We start from the raw sequence: 19828 nt of genomic DNA, 5'->3' as shown, positions 1-19828 counted from the left end.
ATTATAAGTGGACTGGGGAGATCAAAGTGGAGTCCACCAGTGCCTTAGTTTTATGAGTTTAGGGGTCAGCAGGCTCGCTACGCAGAGAGCGTCCGACGCTTGGTGATTAGGCGGTAGACTTCGATGATGTCACCTTCCTGCCAATCTTTGAAGTTATCTACGCCGATGCCGCATTCGTAGCCTGCGTTGACTTCCTTCGCGTCTTCCTTCATCCGCTTCAGCGAGTCGAGGTTGCCCTCAAAGATCACTTCACCGCCGCGACGCACGCGCAGCTTGCTGTTGCGGATGACCTTGCCTTCCTTGACATAGCAGCCTGCAACGGCTCCCTTGCCCACGGTAAACACAGCCCGGACTTCTACCTGGCCCAGTGGTTCCTCCACCAGTTCGGGTTCCAGCAGACCTTCCATTGCGCCCTGGATGTCGTCCAGCAAAGCATAGATCACAGTGTAGTCGCGCACGTCTACATCAGCCTGGTCGGCTGCCTGACGTGCCCCACTAGCAAAGGTTGTGTTGAACCCGATGATTACGGCGCTGCTGGCGGCTGCTAGGTCTACGTCGGTTTCAGTGATCTCGCCCGGAGCCGCCAGCAGCACCCGCACCTGCACTTCTTTTTGGGGAAGTTGTTGCAGTGCTGCCAGGATAGCTTCGACCGAACCCTGCACGTCTGCTTTTAGGATCAGGTTCAGCTCTTTCAGGTCGCCCTCTTGGGCCTGGCTGGAAATCGTATTCAGGCTGACGCGACGAGACGACATTGCCTGTTGCAGACGCGAAAGACGCTGCTGATCGGTGCGGTTGCTGGCGATCGCTCGTGCTTCTTTTTCATCCAAATACACGTCGAACTCATCGCCCGCAGCGGGCACGTCGCTCAGACCCAGCACCTCAACGGCAAAGGACGGCTTGCCCTCCTCGACCCGCTTGCCGCGATCGTCCACCATTGCGCGGACTTTGCCAAAGACCGAGCCAGCCACCAGGATATCGCCAACACGCAGCGTACCGTTCTGAATGAGCAGCGTCGCCACTGGGCCTTTCGCCTTGTCCAAATGCGCCTCGATTACTGTGCCCTTGGCGGGGCGATCGGGGTTGGCGTAGAGGTCTTCCACCTCAGACACCAACAGGATCATTTCCAGCAGGGTGTCCAGGTTCTCTCCCGTCAGAGCGCTAACGGGCACCATAATGGTGTCGCCGCCCCACTCTTCAGCCACCAGCCCATATTCAGTTAGCTCTTGCTTCACGCGATCGGGTTGGGCTTCTTCCTTGTCTATCTTATTAATGGCGACCACGATGGGAACTTCAGCCGCCTTGGCGTGGCTAATCGCCTCGATGGTTTGAGGACGCACCCCGTCGTCTGCCGCCACCACCAGAATCGCAATATCCGTGACCCGCGCACCCCGCGCCCGCATAGCGGTAAAGGCTTCGTGACCCGGCGTATCCAGGAACACGACCTGCTGCGTCTCGCCGTTATGTTCCACATCAACGTGATACGCGCCGATATGCTGCGTGATGCCCCCTGCCTCGCCTTGAGCCACCTTGGTCTTGCGGATCGAGTCGAGTAGGGTGGTTTTGCCGTGGTCTACGTGACCCATAATGGTCACCACAGGCGGACGGCGCTGGAGATTTTCCAGATCTCCTGCATCAAGCATTTCTGTGACTTTCTTCGCCTCTGCTTCAGGCGCTTCGGTATCCACCAAAATGCCCATCTCTTCCGCCACCATCGTCGCGGTGGGGATGTCGAGAACCTGGTTTACCGTGGTCATGATGCCCTTCATAAACAGGGCGCGGATGACTTCGGTTTCGGGAACAACCAGCATATCAGCGAGTTCTGCCACCGTCAGGCTGCCCGTGAGGGTAATGATTTCGGGGCGCTGGCGAGTTTCCTGCTGTTCGCGGCGATCGCGCCGACTAAAGCGCTCGTTGCTAGAACCCCCGCGCCGCCGCTGCGTCGGTGCAGCCACCGCCACGGGCTTTGCTGGAGCTTTTTGGCTCTTGGGCTTGGGCGGGCGCATCAGCGAAATGCTGAGGGCGGTTGGGGCCGAATCATCTCTGTCGGTTCCATCTAGCACCTCATCCAAATCGATGTCTTCGTCGTCGTCCAACACATTGGGCGATCGCCGCTTGGACTTCACACCGGCCTTAGCTACCTTGTTGGGATTTTCCTCGTCTTCCTCTTCCCACTCCTTACCGCGCTTCGCCACCTTAGTCGGTGGCGTAGGCTTGGGCTTGAGCGTGGGCGGCTCTGCCAGGATAGGCATACTGACCGCGCTGCGGGTATCGGCTGCGCTGGACTCTTCGGACGCGCCCGGAGCCGTCGGACGAACGGGCTTGCGACGTAGCTCCAGCACTGGCTTAGCGCGCAATACAGGCGGTTCAGAAGTTTCTGTAATACCAATGCGACGGGGGGCGGACTCGCTGGCTTCTCCAGAGCGGGACTCTGGGCGAGAGGCAGTGGGCGATCGCCGAAGCCCTTGGCCATCGCCTCCCACTCGCATTACCACCTGATCACTGCGATCGCTCGCCTTCTTCAGAACTGGGCGGCTCACGGAACTCACAGACTCTGTCCGCACAGGCTTAGAAGGCGGCCCCATCAAAGAGGGCTGCTCTTCGGGCAATGGTGCAGACTCAGCCACTTCAGGGCGCACAGGAGGCGGCTGGGGCGCTTCAACTGGAGGAGGCTCTACTTCTTTGGGTGCTTCCGATTTGGGTGCTTCCGAAACGGGAGTCGCAGGCTTTTGAACAGCAGGAGGAGTGGCAATTGGCCGAGGCTCAACTGTCCGTGCCTCAGCAGGCTCTGCTGCTGGACGATCCGGACGCACCGGCGCAGATGAGGTGGGCTGCGGGGTCGGAGCAGGCTGAACTTCTGGCCGCTTAGGTGGCTCTACCGCAGGGCGATGGCGACGGACTTCAAGAATTTGTTGCTTTTTAACAGGCGGCTGCACGGCGCTCTGTTTTCGTTGAGGCATAGAAGAAGGCGTTGAGGTAGGCCGGTGAACAGGAGGGGTATGGGATGCAGAAGGGCTGTGGGCAAGCCGCTCGGCCGCTGAGCGGATACGGGCTGCCTCAGCTTCGGAAATAGTGCTGCTGTGGCTCTTGACCGGAATATTCAATTGCTCGCAAACGTCCAAAATCTCTCTATTATCCAGATTCAATTCCTTTGACAACTCGTAAATTCTCACCTTACCGTTCATCCACTCTCCCCTTCTTAGCCAACTGAGATTTTCACATAATGTTGCTTCGCTTTCCTAACGAGACGACGTGACAAGACGACGTTTACAATGCTCGACAGTTAAAGCCCAGACAAAAACAGCTTCAGACTTGCTGCGTTGACTTTTGTTTCCAGTCCTTGTTCTAGCGCTAAGGCTGCGAGAATTCACTGCCCATCAGGTTGAGGTTCTACAAATGTCTCTTGCCGCATCTGCAAGAAAACCCCGAACTAGAGCAGAACACAAAACTAAAACAAAGCTCTCCTGGGTTGAAGGCACGCCCTTATCTGGCCAAGGCTGCCCAAAATGCTTAGTGGTTGAAGGCTCGTTCTCCCTTAAAGTCATCACAACATAGAGTCTGGCACCTAAAGTCTGGCATCCAGCCGATTTGATCAGTGGTAAGTGTCTTCGTATCGGTCATTGAATCTCTGTGGCTGCTAACGGGCCCATATCTAACTTCAGTATCTGACACTGAGATTGCGACAGACCTCTTCCCTAGAGTAACAACTTTCAGAAAGTTCCTGGGACAATCACCGGGCTTGCCCCAGCGAGTCTGGCTTCTGAGTGGAGTCCACAGCAAGACGCTGCCGCAGCGTTTGATAAACGGCTTCAGGTACAGATACTTTTAATGACCTCCCTAGCCTATCTTTCCTTTGGGCTGCCTGCAAGCAGCTAGCCGTCGGGCACAGGTAAGCCGAGCGACCCATCCCACAATCTAATTGTATCGTCTGAGACGGATATACCCGCACGATTCGCCAGAACTCTGTCTTGGGTGCAAGTCTTCGGCAACTGAGACAGCGACGATAGTTGGGCGGTGGCATGACCATTTTCAGAAAATGGCTCAGGCGGGATTTGAACCTGCGACCTTGGGCTTATGAGTCCCCTGCTCTAACCACTGAGCTACTGAGCCAGAAAAGCTGCGATCGAACGCCTTAAGCCAGTTCTAACTAGCAAGATTGGTTCTACCTGCTTGGGTTTACCGGACTAACAGCATTCTAATTTTTAGCCTTCATTAACATAGCATACCTGACTGGTAGATTAGGGCGATCGCCCGCTGGAAAATTTCTGCAATTTGCTCGGAACCCACAGCGAAACTGGGGCGATCGCCCACCCTGCGCCGCCTAAAACTCTCCCTCCAGCGCCGGAATGCAGCGTTCACAGAGCAGCGGGTGCTCAGCAGACTCGCCAACGTGCGGGGAATAATTCCAGCAGCGATCGCACTTTTTGCCTTCAGCATCGACTACGCCAATGCTCAGGTCACCTGCTTCCGCGCTATATTTCAGGTCTGCCAAAATGCCAGGAGCATCGAGCAGCTCGACCTGAGATGCCAGGAAAAGATAGCGCAACTCGTCTACGCCGTTGCCGCCGAGGCTGCTGGCGGGGTTGAGTGCCTCAAGCTGCTGTCGAAAGTCGGCATCGGCTACATAAAGCAGCACCTTAGCCTCAAGCGACGAGCCGATTGCCTTGTCGTTTCTCGCTTGCTCCAGCACCTTGTTAACTTCGGTTCTCAAATCGCGCAATTTTTCCCACTTCGCCGCCAGTTTGGGATTTTCCCAAGATGCTTCCAGCTTTACCCAGCCAGACTCAAAGACGGACAGGTAGGGGGTTTTGTAGGGCAGAAATTGCCAGATGTCTTCTGCCAAGTGAGACAGGACAGGGGCGATCGCCCGCGCCAAATTTTCGATTGCTACGGCCAGCACGGTCTGGCAACTGCGGCGGCGGGGCGCATCGGCAGCGCTAATGTAGAGCCGATCCTTGGCAATGTCGAGGTAAAAATTCGACAAGTCCACCACGCAGAAGTTCTGCACCGTCTGGAAAAAGCGGAAAAACTCGTAGGTCTTGAAGGCATCCGTGATGTCGGCAAACACATCCGTCATTCGGTGCAGCATATAGCGGTCGAGTTCGGGAAGCTCGTCATAGGCCACGGCATGAGTCGCTGGGTCAAAGTCATGCAGGTTGCCCAACAAGAAGCGGGCGGTGTTGCGGATCTTGCGATACACGTCTGCCATCTGCTTCAGGATGTTTTTGCCCAGCGGCACATCCGAGGTATAGTCCACCGACGACACCCACAGCCGCAGCACATCCGCGCCATAGGCTGGCTCCTCCTTCTGGTTTTTGCCGCCTTCGATGACGATGGCCGGATCGACCACATTGCCCAGAGACTTGCTCATCTTGCGGCCCTGCTCGTCTAGCGCAAAGCCGTGGGTTAGCACAGTCTTATAGGGCGCGTGACCATTTACAGCCACGCTAGTCAGCAGACTCGACTGAAACCAGCCCCGGTGCTGGTCTGAGCCTTCCAGGTACATTTCTACGGGATAGTGCAAACCCTCGCGCTGCTGGGCAACGGCTGCCCAGGAAGATCCAGAATCGAACCATACGTCCATCGTGTCGAAGCCCTTGCGGTAGCTGCGCCCATTGCTGCGGTAGGGTTCCGGCAGCAACTCTTCGACCGACATCTCCCACCAGGCATCGGAACCGCGTTCAGCAAAGATTTTCTGCACATAGCTGATGGTGTCGGCATTCAGCAGCGGCTCGTTGGTTTCCTCGTCATAGAAAACGGGGATTGGCACGCCCCAACTGCGCTGGCGCGAGATGCACCAGTCCGAGCGATCGCCCACCATCGCCGTAATCCGGTTTTCGCCCTGCGCTGGAATCCACTCGACCTCTTTAATAGCCCGGAGCGCTTCCTCGCGGAAACCCTCGACCGACGCAAACCACTGCTCCGTCGCCCGGAAGATCGTCGGCTTCTTCGTGCGCCAGTCGTAAGGATAGCGGTGCCCATAGTCCTCTTCCCTCAGCAAAGCCCCCGCGTCTCGCAGCGCCTTGATCACGGCGGTATTGGCATCGCCCAACACATTCAATCCGGCAAAGGGCCCCGCCTCCACCGTAAAGTTGCCCTCATCGTCCACAGGCGACAGCACCGGCAAGCCATAGCGCTGTCCCACGATAAAGTCATCCTGACCATGCCCCGGAGCCGTATGCACCAGCCCCGTGCCAGATTCTGTGGTGACATAATCGCCGCCAATGACAATCGGACTTTCCCGGTCAAACAGCGGATGGCGATAGGTGGAAAACTCCAGCGCCTTGCCCGAAATTTCTGTCTGTACACTGAGTTCTACACCGAATACCTGCGCCAGTCGTCCCACCAGATCCTTGGCGACAATCAGGTGCGAAAACGGGATTCCCTGTTCGTCTTTGAGCTTGCCGGTTTCATCCCTGACAACGGCATAGGTCAGTCCAGGATTGACGGCTACCGCCAAGTTCGCAGGAATCGTCCAGGGGGTCGTCGTCCACACCGCAACGCCCAAGTCGCCCAAGTAAGGTTGCAGTGCTGTCGCCCCGTCGCCCAAGCTGATCACCGGAAAGGCAGCGTAGATGCTGCGGGAAACATGTCCTTCGGGATATTCCAACTCGGCCTCAGCTAGGGCAGTGCGGGAACTGGGACTCCAGTGGACAGGCTTGAAGCCGCGATAGATGTAACCTTTCAGCACCATTTGCCCAAACACGCCGATCTGGGCAGCTTCGTAGTCGGGTGTGAGGGTCAGGTAGGGATGCTGCCAGTCGCCCCACACGCCATAGCGCATAAAGCTGGCGCACTGCTGCTGCTGCTGTTCCAGGGCCCAGGCTTTGGCGCGGCGACGTAATTCAATCGGGGTCAGGCTGCGCCGCTCTTCGGGTTTCATGGCTTGCAGAACTTTGACCTCAATGGGTAGCCCGTGACAGTCCCAGCCAGGGACGTAGCGAACCTTTCGCCCGTTCAGCAGTTGGAACTTGTTGATTGTATCTTTCAAGATTTTGTTCATGGCGTGCCCGATGTGCAGCGCCCCATTGGCGTAGGGCGGGCCATCGTGCAGCACAAAGGGGTCGCCAGGGTTGAACCGCGACAGCTTTTCGTAAATCCGGTTGTCGGCCCAAAATTTCTGAATTTCTGGCTCGCGCTGGGTGGCGTTGGCCCGCATGTCGAATTGGGTTTTGGGCAAGTTGACCGTATCTTTGTAGCTTCCGGGTTCTGTCGCTGTCACGGCGGTTGCAGGGTGAAAAGAACTGGGGTTTATCGAAACTATTATCAACCAGGGTTGAGCAACTGGGGGGCATTTTTGCAAATATCCCCCGGTTGGGTAAAGGGGGCTGGAGGTTAATCGAGCGCCTCTCAGTAAATTCCATAGGATTGGGCTATTTTACAAGGCATATCCTTAGGCTTGCATCTGCGATCGCCCCTACGGACAGCCCTTTTCCAACCCCTTTGCCTTTGGGCAAGCACCCGTCCAAGGATGATTTTTCCGGGGGAACAGCATTTTCGACAGGGGGTTTCCTTGGGGCGATCGCCCTTCATCTCCCAGCACCCGCACCTTTCGGCGATCGCCCCCCGATACCTCTCGGAACCTCAAACTGCTGACCCAAACCTATCACCACTCAACGTTGGCATCTTACCCGAAAGCTGCTGGGACTGGTTGCAATGACCGAAACCTCCAAAAAACCGAACCTTTGCAATCAGGGGGCGAATCGCCCACCCACCCGTAAGCTAACTGAACCAGAACGCTGAGGGCTAACGGTGAAGCTCAACGGCGGTCGGTTGCTCTCGGTCTTGCTCAGAGTCTCTGTTCCGTCCGTTGCAGCGAGGTGTTAGCCTTCGCGATCGCCCTTCATCTCCCAACACCAACACCTCTGGGCGATCGCCCTCATCTCTCAGCACCCGCACCTCTGGGCGATCGCCCCCCGGATACCTTTTGGGGCGTTGCACACTGACCGAAGTCTGTCGCTACTCAACCTCTGCGGCTAACCCGAAAGCTGTTGGGAGTGTGCGGCTTGACCCGGATCTCGAAGAACCGAGCCTCTGCAAGTGGGGGGCGAATCGCCTACCCACCGACAAGCTGACAGAACCAGAACGCTGAGGGCTAACGTTCCCAATCACCCGCCGCAAATAACCTCGAACGCTTACAGACAACCTCTCATCGGTCGGGTGCATTGGGGTTGTTATGCCGCCGTGCTAATCCCCACTGATCTCTACTAATTTTTCACCAGAACGTAGCAACTCTAGTGTTTCTGGTAGAACTGAACTCAATATCTCCCTTAGCCTCGCATTTGAGGTATTGCCGCAAGTCAACCAGATAATTTGCGGTGGTGATCCCAATCGCTCAACTAAATCTACAAAATCACTATCTTTCGTCATAAAAATTACTCCTTGAGCCTTTGCAGCCTCAAAGATTTCAGGGTCTTCTGCATCTCGTAGACCAAGATCCCGTAACGCCAACGCTGTAATCCCAAAGGTATCTGTGATCCAGGTTGCTATCGCCGGAGACAAATGTGCATCGATCCAAATGGTTGTCATGCCACCAATATAGGATGGTTCAATTTACGTGCTGCATAGGTTAGGGAGGCTCGTAGATCATCCATTTCTAAATCTGGCAAGTCTTCTAAAATCTCTTCAGCACTTAAACCTGCTGCGAACAAATCTAAAACATCAGATACTCGAATTCTCATCCCACGAATACAGGGACGACCACCACATTGCCTGGGATTTACTGTAATTCGTTCAAGTAGCTTTGACATTTGAAGAAACCTCCATAAAATCAGCATCTATCGAAAAGCCCGTTCATTCATTTCCTCAAAAAACAACTCTTCGCTTTGAGTTGCCATTCGCAATGCTATGCGGTCTTGCAAAATTCTTGAATTAAAGTTTCTACGGACTTCCTCATCCACACGGTTGAGTAAAAATGGTATTTCGTGTCCGGCATGATTCATCTGGCAATCAGCAGTCATTATACGGAGCATATTTTCTAGATGCTCCTCATGTACCTCAAAGCCAAAAACTTTATTTCTTGGCTTAAAAATGCCTCTTAAGATCCGAGGAGCGTAATTGTTAAGAAAGGATGGCAAGGTTCCTCTAGATTGCTCACCCTGGTTTCTATTAGGAACATTACTATTTAACAAGTGATCCTCAAGAGTTTCTACAATATACAGCTCTCCTGTTCTTAAGGCGCGGGCGAAGGTTGAGAATACTACGTTTGCCTTAATATTTTTCATAACCCCAATACATTGTTTATCACCTGAAAATAGCTCTGCATAAAGATCTACGCCTTCTTGAAGAGCAACAAGCCATTCATAAACTAAAGTTCCATCAAAAAATATATAAGGCTCCTCAAGTTCTAAACCATGCCTCACCTCAAAGTATCTAAGATAAGCAGTTGACGAAATACCAAAAAGAGCTTGTTCTTGTCGTGCAAGAAAATCGTTGGTATCTCTAGAATCACTAAGATAAACTCTGCCAGACCAATAATGCAGCGAATCTTGTAAGGGGCGACGATGGGAAATGCTTCCAATTCCTACGCACAATGCTTGCCCTGATGAGTACATTTGTAGAGGAAGAGCGGGTGTTCCATCTACAGCCGCAACCTCACCTCTTTCTAATTCAGGCGCACTACTAAAAAGACCAAACTCAACTTCACGTAACCGAGGTCTACCTCCAGGCAGCGATTCCCTCAATTCCATATACTCTCTAGCCTGTCGAGTAGCTTCCCGCGCTTGCTCACTATCAAGCATCTCAATAACATCATCTGCAATACCACCAAAAGTTGTGGCAAACTCATCACGACTAATTCGTCTAGAGCCTTGAACTAGCTCACGGAACATACTAGACATTATCGTTTCCCCGTTTTTCAAATACATTGAGAACACAGGTATCTGATCGCATTCTACGATCGCGCTTTGCCATGTTGTTTTTTGTTGCGCTGCCAGGCTCTTGCTGCCGACCGCGAGAGACATAAGCAGTATCTAGCCAACTTAAGCCACAAGCAGTTGCCATTGAATAGACATCTGACGGAATATCATGATTTGGATCTTCAGGTCTAAGCCCACTCCACTTAGGTAAAAAGATGCATAGCCTTCCGCCAGGGTTCAACGATTCAGCTAATGCAGCTATTACTTCTTTCATGATAGAAAGATAGTTATCGTAACTATCAGTGGATGCTAACTGATCAGCGAATAAGTGGCTAGACTGTCCGTAGTATGAGGGATCGATGAAGATCCAATCAGCTTTAACTGGTAAAGGCTTTCTCGCATCGTGCTTTTTAATAAAGCGACGGCGGGGATATAAATCAAACAACTTAATTTTTAATTTAAAGTTGGAATCTTTCTGCCAGCGATCGCGGTCATCATAAACACGTTTTAACATTCCACTACCAGCCATTGGATCAACTGCAATGCCTGATTGAGGAGCAAAGTAATAGAGTGCATTTGCATAGACCTCCCCAGGAATTGATCCTGGGAAGTCTTCTTCTTTTCTCCATTTTGGATGGCTAAAAGCCCACCAGTCTGAAGGTTTTATGATATCAAGGTTAGCTTTGATACTCCCATTCTTTTGGCACCAATTCCGATGAACTTGGGTGTATGTTGCTTCAGAATTATCCTCAAGAAATTTGATGGCTTCAATTAAATACTCTTTCGCCCCAGTTCTTTGACGTTGGGCATATTGAAAAAGCAGAGGAGAAGCCTTACGCAAAATAGTTGAGTCTACGCCCGCATCTTCAACATTGATAATAGCTTGACCCTGAGCGACAAAACCCTTTGCCCTTGCTGGATTAACACCAACTTGATTACAGACTTGACTAAGTTTCAACTCATTTGAATTATCTTCTCTCTGAGCCTCAATTATCTGAGAAACTCTAGCCCATAACTTCGCACGATAAAATGCTCCTCCCGGCTCTCTTTCACAAGCAAGTTCAGCACATTGTGCAAGTTCTATGGGATCTGAAATTTTAGTAAAAATGAGTTCGGCAGTCTCATAAAAAGAATTATTATCTACTGCATTCTGAAACTGGCTTAGAAGATCCTCTGCTCCGTTTTTCTGGTGCTGCAAAGATCCATTCCCAGAAATCTCAAGCCGTGAAGAAGTATGACCATTAGTTAAGAATTCCGCAGCTTTGTTTTGAGTTTTAGAAATCAATTTCATCTCCTACAGCTACTAAATCTCCTGGCTGATGGTTAATCCTAGCACCTGTGTTATCTGTTCTCATCAGTTCAAATGGTGCTGGAGCCATTTGTGCTAAAACTGTAGCCTTTGACTCATATATCGAAACAAGAGCTTGCCCAGTACCCAATCTCATTGCTTGTGGAGAAAATTCCTTACCCATCGTTTGAGTTGCAGCATCTGCCTCAGCCTTACTGTTCTGTCGCATGACAAATTTTGTGTTCAAGTTGTTCATAACACGCTGAGGAATCTGCGAGGTATTTTGCAAACTCAAAATGATTGAGTGATCAACCGATCTTCCTTCTCTCATTACCCGCTCAAATGCACGTTCTAATGCAGAACTGTGTCGAGAGTCATTATCAAAAATCCGGTGAGCTTCATCTACCATTTGAACAATTCCCACTGAGTTTTGTCCGGGACGTTTACGATATTGCTGGCAGATCCGCAGAAAATAGGAAAGAATCAAAGCATAGGATTGTTCATCCATCTGTGAGTAGTCAATTACAATCAATTTCCCAGATTGAACAAATGCTTCAAGACTAAACGCTGTAACACTTCGCTGACGATTACCATCTAAACTGGAACCTCTCAATCGATTAGCTGGCTGTTGCCTGATATTTTGCCCAATCACGTCTAACCAAGGCATACCACGCCGACGCATACCAACTTTTCTAAGAATGGCACTTCCCACCATCTGGTTTATCTGTTCAAGAGGTGGCAGGGCATTGTCAATCCGTCTTTCGACCTCAGAAGTAATATCATCTAGTGAATAGAATTGACGATTACCGTTAGCAACTTGCTCACGGAGGGCATGTGCAGCATTTGCAAATCCTTCAAACTGGTTCTGCTCATTTGAATAAGGGAAAAATAGACTTGCAAGAATTTCCGGAGAAAAATCTGAAGCACGAAAGCCAATAACCGTTTGTACACTATTAGGATCACACAAGCCGTAAAATCCAACTCGTGTCACATTAGGTACTTCACGAGGGCGTAATCCATATTGCTCAAATTGTCGCCAAATTTCAGCAGGTACACCCGGATCTGTATTTGCACGATCAACAAAGCCGTAATCTGGTTTGGCATCATGTAGAAGAACACATTTTCCAAATTTAAGAGCTTGTTCTACAAGGTTTGCCGAAACATTAGGCACTGGTCTGCTAAGGAGTGATGTGTAAAATGGTTGCATCGAGTGGATGAGAGGCGATGCTCTGCCCAAAATGTGAAAGTCAGCAGGTCGTCAAAAACGGCAAGGCTACCCTGCAAGACGGTGCTGTTGTGCAGAAATATGTATGCAAAGCCTGCCGCAAGCAATTCAACGACCGCACTGGCACCCCGATGGCGCGACTGCGAACCTCCTCAACGATTGTGACATTGGCAATGAATGTCCGCACTGAAGGAATGGGGGTACGAGCAACTGGACGGTCTTTTGGCAAATCTCACTCCACCATCCTGCGATGGGAAGAGCGTTTAGCCAACCAACTCAGCGAATGGTCACCAACTGCACCAGAAACAGCAGACCTCACAGTCGAAGGAGATGAGGTCTACACTCGCGTGGGCGAGAACCTTCCCCCCCAGTGAGTGCGAAGGATGGACGATCCACTTCATCGAACGAGAGACACGCTACTGGATCGCCGCACAAGCGGGACAAAAACGGGATAAATTATTTCGCCAAGGGACAAAGGCGGCATGGACGTGGGCATCTGCGGCCCAGTTTATTCGTTGGTTTAGTGATGGAGAACGGCGCTACGGCATTATGTTATGGCAACTTGCCAGTGTGACGCTTGCTTCTGGTGAGGCACACCCCGATTATGGGCGACGCAAAGTGTGGCGTGAGGGGTTGGAGGTGGCGATGAAGATTAAGGGGTCGCAAGGTCAGAAGCGAGTTGAGTGGGTGAAAGTCGAGCATCCGTTTACCGCGATTAGCCCTGAGCATGAAGTCCACGCCAATCATAATGAGGCGCACAATAGTGCGTTGAGACGACGGGCAAGTGCCTATCGACGGCGACAGAATTTGTATGCCAAGCGAGTCGCAGCCTTACAACGAGTGTTAGACGTGCAGCGGTTGGTGCATAACTGGGTACGCCCCCATCATGGATTGAAAAAAGATACGACTCCAGCAATGGCAATGGGATACTGTGATCGCCCGATCTCAATGCTTGAATTGCTGACAACCCGAGGCTTTGCCTCCCTCATCCGTTAGAAGACCAGTGCCACAAAGCCGTAATCTGGTTTGGCATCATGTAGAAGAACACATTTTCCAAATTTAAGAGCTTGTTCTACAAGGAGTTATTGTCAAATCTGGTGTATGAAGAAGAATTAAGCAGCGTCCTGGCGAGCGGCTGAATCGTCTTTTTGATCTGCACGAATCCCATCTTTAAACTTCACTCCTTCAATCACCTCCCCTAGTCGCTTAAACCCTCGAATCTTAAGCCAGCGTTTTTGAGCACTCTGTACCAACTTGAACACCAACGACAAAATACTGTCTTGTGAAACACAACCTCGTGTTTTATCCGTTCTCAAACGCACCGTTGCAAAGGTCGATTCAATGGGATTGGTCGTGCGAATATGCACCCAATGTTCAGCCGGAAAATCATAGAATGCCAACAGCGCATCACGGTCTTTAGACAAGCACTCGACCGCTTTGGGATACTTGACATCATAGGTTTTGATAAATCGCTCAAATGCTGTCTGTGCATCGGCTTTGGTTTCTGCCATGTAGATCTCATGCAAGGCAGATTTGGCTTTCGGTTGCTGACTCTTCGGCAAGTTGTTGAGCACATTGGCAGTTTTATGCACCCAGCACCGTTGCACACGAGTGGTGGGAAAGACTTGCGCTAGCGCTTTCCAAAACCCTAATGCTCCATCGCCAATTGCCAACTCTGGAGCTTCTTTCAGCCCTTGGTCTTGCAGCCGTAACAACAACGGCTTCCAACTCAATTCAGATTCTCGAAATCCTGCTTCCAACCCCAGCAGTTCCTTGGTTCCGGTATCGGTGACACCGATGATAACCAGAATGCACTGGCGGTCATCCTCGTTGCGGATATTGAAGTAGATGCCATCTGCCCAAATGTAAACGTAGCGTTTACCGATCAGGGAGCGTTTCTGCCACTGTTGATGCTCCTCTATCCATTGCGTTTTCAGTCGGCTAATCGTACTGGACGACAAACCTTTTGCCTGGGCTCCTAGCAACGATGCCAACGCTTCTGCAAAATCCCCCGTTGAGACGCCTTTGAGATATAGCCAAGGCAGTACTTCCTCGACACTCTGGGAACGCTTGAGATACGGGGGCAACAACGATGAGTTGAACTTGATACCGCTGCCACTGCGGTCGCGCACCTTCGGCACTTGAATTTCAACTTCCCCAACCCCTGTCATAATTGTTCGCTCTGGTAAGTAGCCGTTGCGAACGATCGCCTGTCGTCCCTGGTCGTCTTTAAGGGACTGGTACTGGGCGAGAAACTCTTTCAACTCTGCTTCAACAGCTTGAGCAATGATTTGGCGAGCACCCTGGCGTACTAGTTCACTCAAGGCATCGCTGAAAAATGCGGCTGTTTCTGACGGTTGAAATGCAATAACATTATCCTTACTCATGGTGTATCCTCGTCTGGTCTTTTTCCTTATCCAGCAGGATACGCCGTTTCTTCTCCTTTAGGCATACACCACAAATAAACATAGCTCCCGTCCGTTGCAGCGAGGTGTTAGCCTTCGCGATCGCCCTTCATCTCCCAACACCAACACCTCTGGGCGATCGCCCTCATCTCTCAGCACCCGCACCTCTCGGCGATCGCCCCCCGATACCTCTCGGAACCTCAAACGGCTGACCCAAGCCTATCGCTGCTCAACGTTGGCATCTTACCCGAACGCTGTTGGGAGTGTTCGGGTTGACCGAGTTCTTGAAGAACTGCACCTTCGCAATTGGGGGCGAATCGCCCACCCACCCGTGAGCTAACTGAACCAGAACGCTGAGGGCTAACGGTGTAGCTCAACGGCGGTCGGTTGCTCTCGGTCTTGCTCAGAGTCTCTGTTCCGTCCGTTGCAGCGAGGTGTTAGCCTTCGCGATCGCCCTTCATCTCCCAACACCAACACCTCTGGGCGATCGCCCTTCATCTCCCGGAATCGATACCTTTGGGCGATCGCCCCCCGATACCTCTCGGAACCTCAAACGGCTGACCCAAGCCTATCGCTGCTCAACGTTGGCATCTTACCCGAAAGCTGTTGGGAGCGTTCGGGTTGACCGAGTTCTTGAAGAACTGCACCTTCGCAATTGGGGGCGAATCGCCTACTCACCCGTAAGCTAACTGAACCAGAACGCTGAGGGCTAACGGTGAAGCTCAACGGCGTTCAGTGGCTCTCGGTTTCAGCCAGGATCTCTGTTCCGTCCGTTGCAGCGAGGTGTTAGCCTTCGCGATCGCCCTTCATCTCCCAACACCAACACCTCTGGGCGATCGCCCTCATCTCTCAGCACCCGCACCTTTCGGCGATCGCCCCCCGGATACCTTTTGGGGCGTTGCACACTGACCGAAGTCTGTCGCTACTCAACCTCTGCGGCTAACCCGAAAGCTGTTGGGAGTGTGCGGCTTGACCCGGATCTCGAAGAACCGAGCCTCTGCAAGTGGGGGGCGAATCGCCTACCCACCGACAAGCTGACAGAACCAGAACGCTGAGGGCTAACGGTGTAGCTCAACGGCGGTCAGTGGCTCTCGGTTTCAGCCAGGATCTCTGTTCCGTCCGTTGCAGCGAGGTGTTAGCCTTCGCGATCGCCCTTCATCTCCCAACACCAACACCTCTGGGCGATCGCCCTTCATCTCTCAGCACCCACGCCTTTCGGCGATCGCCCCCCGATACCTCTCGGAACCTCAAACTGCTGACCCAAGCCTATCACCACTCAATGTTGGCATCTTACCCGAACGCTGTTGGGAGTGTTCGGGTTGACCGAGTTCTTGAAGAACTGCACCTTCGCAATTGGGGGCGAATCGCCCACCCACCCGTAAGCTAACTGAACCAGAACGCTGAGGGCTAACGGTGTAGCTCAACGGCGGTCAGTGGCTCTTGGTCTCAACCAGCATCTCTGTTCCGTCCGTTGCAGCGAGGTGTTAGCCTTCGCGATCGCCCTTCATCTCCCAACACCAACACCTCTGGGCGATCGCCCTCATCTCTCAGCACCCAAACCTTTCGGCGATCGCCCCCCGACACCTCTCGGAACCTCAAACGGCTGACCCAAACCTATCACCGCTCAACGTTGGCATCTTACCCGAAAGCTGCTGGGACTGGTTGCAATGACCGAAACCTCCAAAAAACCGAACCTTTGCAATCAGGGGGCGAATCGCCTACTCACCCGTAAGCTAACTGAACCAGAACGCTGAGGGCTAACGGGTCTGGTCAGCGGCTGCCAGCGACTTTTGCATCCCCACCAAAGTTTTTCATCAGTCCGCTGCACCAGAATTGTTATACTGCGTCACTCACTCATCCCAATTTTGGGAGTGAATTCTTCTGTAATATTCTTGATCAATTTCAATATTATCAGTAAATGCTATGTTTTCATTTTCTTGAACAACATGAACAACTAATAGATACTTGACTCCACTTGCAACCCCCGCACGCACTGCTGATACTAACTGGCTTGAGAAATCTAAATCTAATCCCTGTAAATAACGGCAGCAGAGTTGATAAGCTAAAGGCAATCCCATTGCGCTTAAGTTTTTTGCACGACTACGAAGAGCTAAAACATGAGGAGTTGGAACAACAACAGCGTTAACTTCCTGGAACAGATTTTGTGCAGAGCCAAGAGAATATCCTTGCTTTACAAGATTAGCTATGCAATCTTTAATTGGTTCTTTGTCGTACAATAAAACTCTATGGTTTGAAACCAACGAAGATTGATATTCAAGTTGTGACCATTTTAGCTTTCGATATCTTGATTTACTGTAACTACGCTTTGCTTCACTGTAACTACGCTTTGCTTCAAGGAATGCAACACCAGTTAATGTTTTTCTCTCTGGGAAAGTCAGTCTTACAAGAACAGCGATATCACCATTGTCTTCCTCAAAAGCACCTTCAGCTTTGTAAGCATCCCATGCGATAGAGAAGTGACTGGAAGTACCAGTAATCAAAACTTTTGAAAAGGTAGACGTTATATTTTGAAGCCATGTATAGCTTATATGATCTTCATTCCACGCTCTAGGGCTACAACCACTAATTGAAGAGGAAATATTATCTTGAACCTCCTTCAACCAGATGAAAAACTCCAGTCTCTTCATCTGAATCTGAACTTACACACTAAGCAATAAACGGCAGGCTAAAACTCTGAATACCCCAATGACATTTCTTGGTCTGTGCATCGTAACACATTGATTTAGATATAAGCCGGGTAGCTTTAGTCTATGCCTCCGTCAAAGTGCAAAGCAGTATAACGTTCCTGGTCAGCGGCGGCAGATCACCTTTGCATCACGACCAAGATCTCGATACCGTCCGCTGCACCAGGGTTGTTAGCCTGCGTGAATAACTATTACAAAACTTCTCATCACTTAGGCTTCATCGAATTAAGCAAAGATACAAGTAAAGAAACTCCTACCCCAACAGTAGTAACCTGCCACATAAAAATATTTAATCCATAGGGAGCATTTAAGTTCAGTTGTACTTGCAACCAATTCCAATACCATTGGGCTGTCAAACCCATTATGATTAGCCCAATCGGAATAACTAAAAGTATTCTAGTGACAAGATTAGAAAGCCTACTTCGTGCGAATTCTTGGAATGAGGTAATCAGAAATATAACTCTTCCTGTAAGAAGATCAGATAGAGTTGGCTTTCTTGCCTCTTGAACTGAGTCCTCGAAAACCTTTTTTAGAGAAAGATTATTATTGTCAGATAAATATGATAGAAGACTATTAGCAAAATAATCTCCATAAATTTCACCATATTGTCTTGCGACAGATATAGGATTACCGGAAGGAGCATTGAATGTTGGAGTATTCACTCGATGAAATATCAAGGTAACGAATCTAGACTCCACATCCAACTCTACTGGCTTTTCACTAATATTATGGATCAGGAACGTCATTTGTCCGCCCCAATTTGGATCGACAGTTGTGGAATTAATATAAAGTCCTCTAGCGGCAAGTGAACCTCTAGCGTGTAGCGTTCCAGCAATTCTTCTTGACAAATAAACGTGCTCTTTTGTAATGATAAAAACCGATGTTTTTGCAGGAATTGAAATTTTTCCACCATCAGGATCTATAGTGCTTTTATGTTCAGTAAGACTTATTGCATAACCAATTCTTAAATCATAACCCAAGGGAGAAATGCAATCTTCTCCATACGGATATATGACAATTTCTTTGTTTAAGAGATACTTTATATCTTGATCACTTAAAATACTCATAGGCTTAGGTTGCTTGCCAGAGAATAAATCAGTTGAGATGTTTCATATAACCTACCGGGTGCGTTTATGACTGCAATTAGCGAAGCATCTTCTTGTCTTTGATTGTGGTATTTAGCATAATTTTCCTTGTAATCCTGCAAGATGAATTGCAATCTCTCAGCTCGATCAGATCTCTTTACTTGGTTTACTAACTGATCTTCATCTTGAGGTAAAACTACGAAACCTACATACTTATAAGCACTTAGTAAATCGATTTTTAAAATAGGAAAATCCAACACCCAATAGGATTCTTTATCGTGGATAGCGATTTCAATCTCCTTACGAGGAGTGCCGTATTTGTTGCCAAAGATTTGATTTACACAAACAAAACGGTTTTCATTTTCCATTTTAGCGAAGTCTGCTTCACTAACTGATATTTTTTCGGTTTCCCCTGGCCTTAAGGAACGTGTCATATATGTAGGTATAGATGACCAGCCAAACTCGTTTCTTAAATTCTGTATTAACGATGATTTGCCAACACCTGAAACTCCGAAAATAATAGCAAGCATAATTCTCTAAGGCAATATCTGATCATTCTAATGGCTCAAAATTATGTACTTACAAATCTATGAGATGACCTCTCATGATCTTATCCTTGTAAGTTTTTTCTAATTCTTCATTATTGCTTGCATCAATTGCTATACGTTTACTGCCAGCAACATTAATACCACTATTCCTTAAGCTATCAATTTTTTGAGGACTATTGGTGAGTAGAGTGACTGAAGCAACTTTCAAGTCTTGCAGTATCTCTACTGCACATCTATAGTCTCTTGCATCTTCTTTAAATCCAAGACTAAGGTATGCTTCAGTAGATGACATTCCGTTCGCACGCAATTTTGAAGTACTAAGAAGTGCTAGATGACCATTATTTCTTCCCTCTTGTTCCAACCAAATAATGATTCCTCTGCCTTCTTGCTCAATAAGAAATTGAGCCATTTCCATCTGCTCTCTACAGTCGCACTCTATACTATTGAAGACATGAGCAGATAAGCATGACGAATGGATACGGCATAAAACGTTTTCCGAATTGCTTATGTCACCCATTACTAAGGCAACCGATTCCTTTTGCCCATCGTAGTAGAGAACTTCTAAGAAAGTGCCAAACTTGGTTTTGAGATAACCTTCTTGCAGACGCACTAGCATGATTCTTGACCTTACTTAACTGGAATTATAATCCGCATATCTTATAGGCTGCCCAGAATGAGCCTTTTTCGCACATACAACCTTATGGCTACATTTCTTCAA

General features: G+C 50.0%; 21 protein-coding genes, 1 tRNA gene and 1 pseudogene. 8 read left to right on the top strand and 15 right to left on the bottom strand.

Annotated elements, in window-relative coordinates; genetic code table 11:
* Positions 1–77: 77 nt before the first annotated feature.
* The 5 genes and pseudogenes from infB to ileS form a co-directional block, all read right to left on the bottom strand.
* Positions 78–2957, bottom strand: coding sequence for a translation initiation factor IF-2 (gene infB, locus O77CONTIG1_RS09320; RefSeq protein WP_410503503.1), 2880 nt, complete (start codon positions 2955–2957; stop codon positions 78–80).
* 138 nt (positions 2958–3095) lie between these two features.
* Positions 3096–3182, bottom strand: a pseudogene (locus tag O77CONTIG1_RS28340) (translation initiation factor IF-2 N-terminal domain-containing protein); the annotation flags it as partial.
* 545 nt (positions 3183–3727) lie between these two features.
* Positions 3728–4018 (bottom strand): YlxR family protein, encoded by a 291-nt coding sequence (locus O77CONTIG1_RS23455; RefSeq protein WP_084783000.1) that lies wholly within the window; start codon positions 4016–4018, stop codon positions 3728–3730.
* 16 nt (positions 4019–4034) lie between these two features.
* Positions 4035–4107, bottom strand: a tRNA-Met gene (locus O77CONTIG1_RS09315).
* Between the two features lie 211 nt (positions 4108–4318).
* Complete coding sequence (gene ileS / locus O77CONTIG1_RS09310; RefSeq protein ID WP_084782446.1) at positions 4319–7219, bottom strand: isoleucine--tRNA ligase; 2901 nt, start codon at positions 7217–7219, stop codon at positions 4319–4321.
* Between the two features lie 249 nt (positions 7220–7468).
* On the opposite strand from ileS, the gene O77CONTIG1_RS24435 reads away from it, so the two are divergent.
* The gene (locus tag O77CONTIG1_RS24435) at positions 7469–7657 is read left to right on the top strand and encodes a hypothetical protein (RefSeq protein WP_156435119.1); all 189 of its coding nucleotides are present in this window, start codon (positions 7469–7471) and stop codon (positions 7655–7657) included.
* A gap of 150 nt (positions 7658–7807) precedes the next feature.
* On the top strand, positions 7808–8089 hold the full coding sequence (locus tag O77CONTIG1_RS24430; RefSeq protein WP_156435118.1) for a hypothetical protein: 282 nt from the start codon (positions 7808–7810) through the stop codon (positions 8087–8089).
* 95 nt (positions 8090–8184) lie between these two features.
* Here O77CONTIG1_RS24430 and O77CONTIG1_RS09305 read toward each other — a convergent pair whose 3' ends face one another.
* Genes O77CONTIG1_RS09305 through O77CONTIG1_RS24425 form a run of 5 tightly spaced genes read right to left on the bottom strand, consistent with a single transcriptional unit; the run spans position 8185 to position 12313 of the window.
* Entirely contained in the window at positions 8185–8526 is a 342-nt protein-coding gene (locus O77CONTIG1_RS09305; RefSeq protein WP_068510006.1) for a DUF5615 family PIN-like protein, read from the bottom strand.
* A complete protein-coding gene (locus tag O77CONTIG1_RS23450) occupies positions 8523–8747 on the bottom strand; it encodes a DUF433 domain-containing protein (protein WP_084782999.1) in 225 nt (74 codons plus the stop codon). The genes O77CONTIG1_RS09305 and O77CONTIG1_RS23450 overlap by 4 nt, the downstream gene beginning before the upstream one ends.
* Before the next feature lie 27 nt (positions 8748–8774).
* The gene (locus O77CONTIG1_RS09300) at positions 8775–9863 is read right to left on the bottom strand and encodes a hypothetical protein (RefSeq protein WP_225894727.1); all 1089 of its coding nucleotides are present in this window, start codon (positions 9861–9863) and stop codon (positions 8775–8777) included.
* Positions 9829–11145, bottom strand: a complete 1317-nt coding sequence (locus O77CONTIG1_RS09295; protein WP_156435113.1) for a hypothetical protein — start codon at positions 11143–11145, stop codon at positions 9829–9831. The genes O77CONTIG1_RS09300 and O77CONTIG1_RS09295 overlap by 35 nt, the downstream gene beginning before the upstream one ends.
* A complete protein-coding gene (locus tag O77CONTIG1_RS24425) occupies positions 11129–12313 on the bottom strand; it encodes an ATP-binding protein (protein WP_156435111.1) in 1185 nt (394 codons plus the stop codon). The genes O77CONTIG1_RS09295 and O77CONTIG1_RS24425 overlap by 17 nt, the downstream gene beginning before the upstream one ends.
* Before the next feature lie 53 nt (positions 12314–12366).
* On the opposite strand from O77CONTIG1_RS24425, the gene O77CONTIG1_RS23445 reads away from it, so the two are divergent.
* Positions 12367–13363, top strand: a protein-coding gene (locus O77CONTIG1_RS23445) for an IS1 family transposase (protein ID WP_410503494.1) whose coding sequence is annotated in 2 segments (ribosomal slippage) — positions 12367–12738 and positions 12740–13363 — 996 coding nt in all. Because the reading frame shifts where the segments join, the coding sequence is not laid out codon by codon here.
* A gap of 116 nt (positions 13364–13479) precedes the next feature.
* Here the strand turns inward: O77CONTIG1_RS23445 and O77CONTIG1_RS09275 are convergent.
* Positions 13480–14754, bottom strand: a complete 1275-nt coding sequence (locus O77CONTIG1_RS09275; RefSeq protein WP_068509997.1) for an IS256 family transposase — start codon at positions 14752–14754, stop codon at positions 13480–13482.
* Between the two features lie 94 nt (positions 14755–14848).
* On the opposite strand from O77CONTIG1_RS09275, the gene O77CONTIG1_RS24420 reads away from it, so the two are divergent.
* From O77CONTIG1_RS24420 to O77CONTIG1_RS24400, 5 genes are all read left to right on the top strand, one after another.
* Positions 14849–15112, top strand: a complete 264-nt coding sequence (locus tag O77CONTIG1_RS24420; RefSeq protein WP_156435107.1) for a hypothetical protein — start codon at positions 14849–14851, stop codon at positions 15110–15112.
* 84 nt (positions 15113–15196) lie between these two features.
* A complete protein-coding gene (locus O77CONTIG1_RS24415; RefSeq protein WP_156435105.1) occupies positions 15197–15397 on the top strand; it encodes a hypothetical protein in 201 nt (66 codons plus the stop codon).
* Positions 15398–15545: 148 nt separating this feature from the next.
* Positions 15546–15827, top strand: a complete 282-nt coding sequence (locus O77CONTIG1_RS24410; RefSeq protein ID WP_156435103.1) for a hypothetical protein — start codon at positions 15546–15548, stop codon at positions 15825–15827.
* Positions 15828–15894: 67 nt separating this feature from the next.
* Entirely contained in the window at positions 15895–16095 is a 201-nt protein-coding gene (locus tag O77CONTIG1_RS24405) for a hypothetical protein (RefSeq protein WP_156435100.1), read from the top strand.
* Positions 16096–16243: 148 nt separating this feature from the next.
* A complete protein-coding gene (locus tag O77CONTIG1_RS24400) occupies positions 16244–16504 on the top strand; it encodes a hypothetical protein (protein ID WP_156435098.1) in 261 nt (86 codons plus the stop codon).
* Between the two features lie 118 nt (positions 16505–16622).
* Here O77CONTIG1_RS24400 and O77CONTIG1_RS24395 read toward each other — a convergent pair whose 3' ends face one another.
* The 4 genes from O77CONTIG1_RS24395 to ribA form a co-directional block, all read right to left on the bottom strand.
* Positions 16623–17420 carry a hypothetical protein gene (locus O77CONTIG1_RS24395; protein WP_156435096.1) on the bottom strand — a complete coding sequence of 266 codons (798 nt, stop codon included), beginning with the start codon at positions 17418–17420 and terminating at the stop codon, positions 16623–16625.
* 263 nt (positions 17421–17683) lie between these two features.
* A complete protein-coding gene (locus O77CONTIG1_RS23440) occupies positions 17684–18544 on the bottom strand; it encodes a dCTP deaminase domain-containing protein (RefSeq protein ID WP_084782444.1) in 861 nt (286 codons plus the stop codon).
* The gene (locus O77CONTIG1_RS09270; RefSeq protein WP_084782442.1) at positions 18541–19092 is read right to left on the bottom strand and encodes a hypothetical protein; all 552 of its coding nucleotides are present in this window, start codon (positions 19090–19092) and stop codon (positions 18541–18543) included. Before O77CONTIG1_RS09270 ends, O77CONTIG1_RS23440 begins: the two co-directional genes overlap by 4 nt.
* A gap of 49 nt (positions 19093–19141) precedes the next feature.
* Positions 19142–19726 (bottom strand): GTP cyclohydrolase II RibA, encoded by a 585-nt coding sequence (gene ribA, locus O77CONTIG1_RS09265; RefSeq protein ID WP_084782439.1) that lies wholly within the window; start codon positions 19724–19726, stop codon positions 19142–19144.
* Between the last annotated feature and the right edge of the window lie 102 nt (positions 19727–19828).

The sequence above is a fragment of the Leptolyngbya sp. O-77 genome (genome assembly GCF_001548395.1).
GTDB lineage: Bacteria > Cyanobacteriota > Cyanobacteriia > Elainellales > Elainellaceae > Thermoleptolyngbya.
Note: the sequence above shows the minus strand (reverse complement) of the source record. Positions and strands in the feature narration are given on the sequence as shown.

Excerpts from the sequence above, each read along its gene's own strand:
- infB (WP_410503503.1), bottom strand. The coding sequence starts at position 2,957 with ATGCCTCAACGAAAACAGAGCGCCGTGCAGCCGCCTGTTAAAAAGCAA.
- O77CONTIG1_RS23455 (WP_084783000.1), bottom strand. The coding sequence starts at position 4,018 with ATGCCACCGCCCAACTATCGTCGCTGTCTCAGTTGCCGAAGACTTGCA.
- O77CONTIG1_RS24435 (WP_156435119.1), top strand. The coding sequence starts at position 7,469 with ATGATTTTTCCGGGGGAACAGCATTTTCGACAGGGGGTTTCCTTGGGG.
- O77CONTIG1_RS09305 (WP_068510006.1), bottom strand. The coding sequence starts at position 8,526 with ATGACAACCATTTGGATCGATGCACATTTGTCTCCGGCGATAGCAACC.
- O77CONTIG1_RS23450 (WP_084782999.1), bottom strand. The coding sequence starts at position 8,747 with ATGTCAAAGCTACTTGAACGAATTACAGTAAATCCCAGGCAATGTGGT.
- O77CONTIG1_RS09300 (WP_225894727.1), bottom strand. The coding sequence starts at position 9,863 with ATGTATTTGAAAAACGGGGAAACGATAATGTCTAGTATGTTCCGTGAG.
- O77CONTIG1_RS09295 (WP_156435113.1), bottom strand. The coding sequence starts at position 11,145 with ATGAAATTGATTTCTAAAACTCAAAACAAAGCTGCGGAATTCTTAACT.
- O77CONTIG1_RS09275 (WP_068509997.1), bottom strand. The coding sequence starts at position 14,754 with ATGAGTAAGGATAATGTTATTGCATTTCAACCGTCAGAAACAGCCGCA.
- O77CONTIG1_RS24395 (WP_156435096.1), bottom strand. The coding sequence starts at position 17,420 with ATGAAGAGACTGGAGTTTTTCATCTGGTTGAAGGAGGTTCAAGATAAT.
- O77CONTIG1_RS23440 (WP_084782444.1), bottom strand. The coding sequence starts at position 18,544 with ATGAGTATTTTAAGTGATCAAGATATAAAGTATCTCTTAAACAAAGAA.
- O77CONTIG1_RS09270 (WP_084782442.1), bottom strand. The coding sequence starts at position 19,092 with ATGCTTGCTATTATTTTCGGAGTTTCAGGTGTTGGCAAATCATCGTTA.
- ribA (WP_084782439.1), bottom strand. The coding sequence starts at position 19,726 with ATGCTAGTGCGTCTGCAAGAAGGTTATCTCAAAACCAAGTTTGGCACT.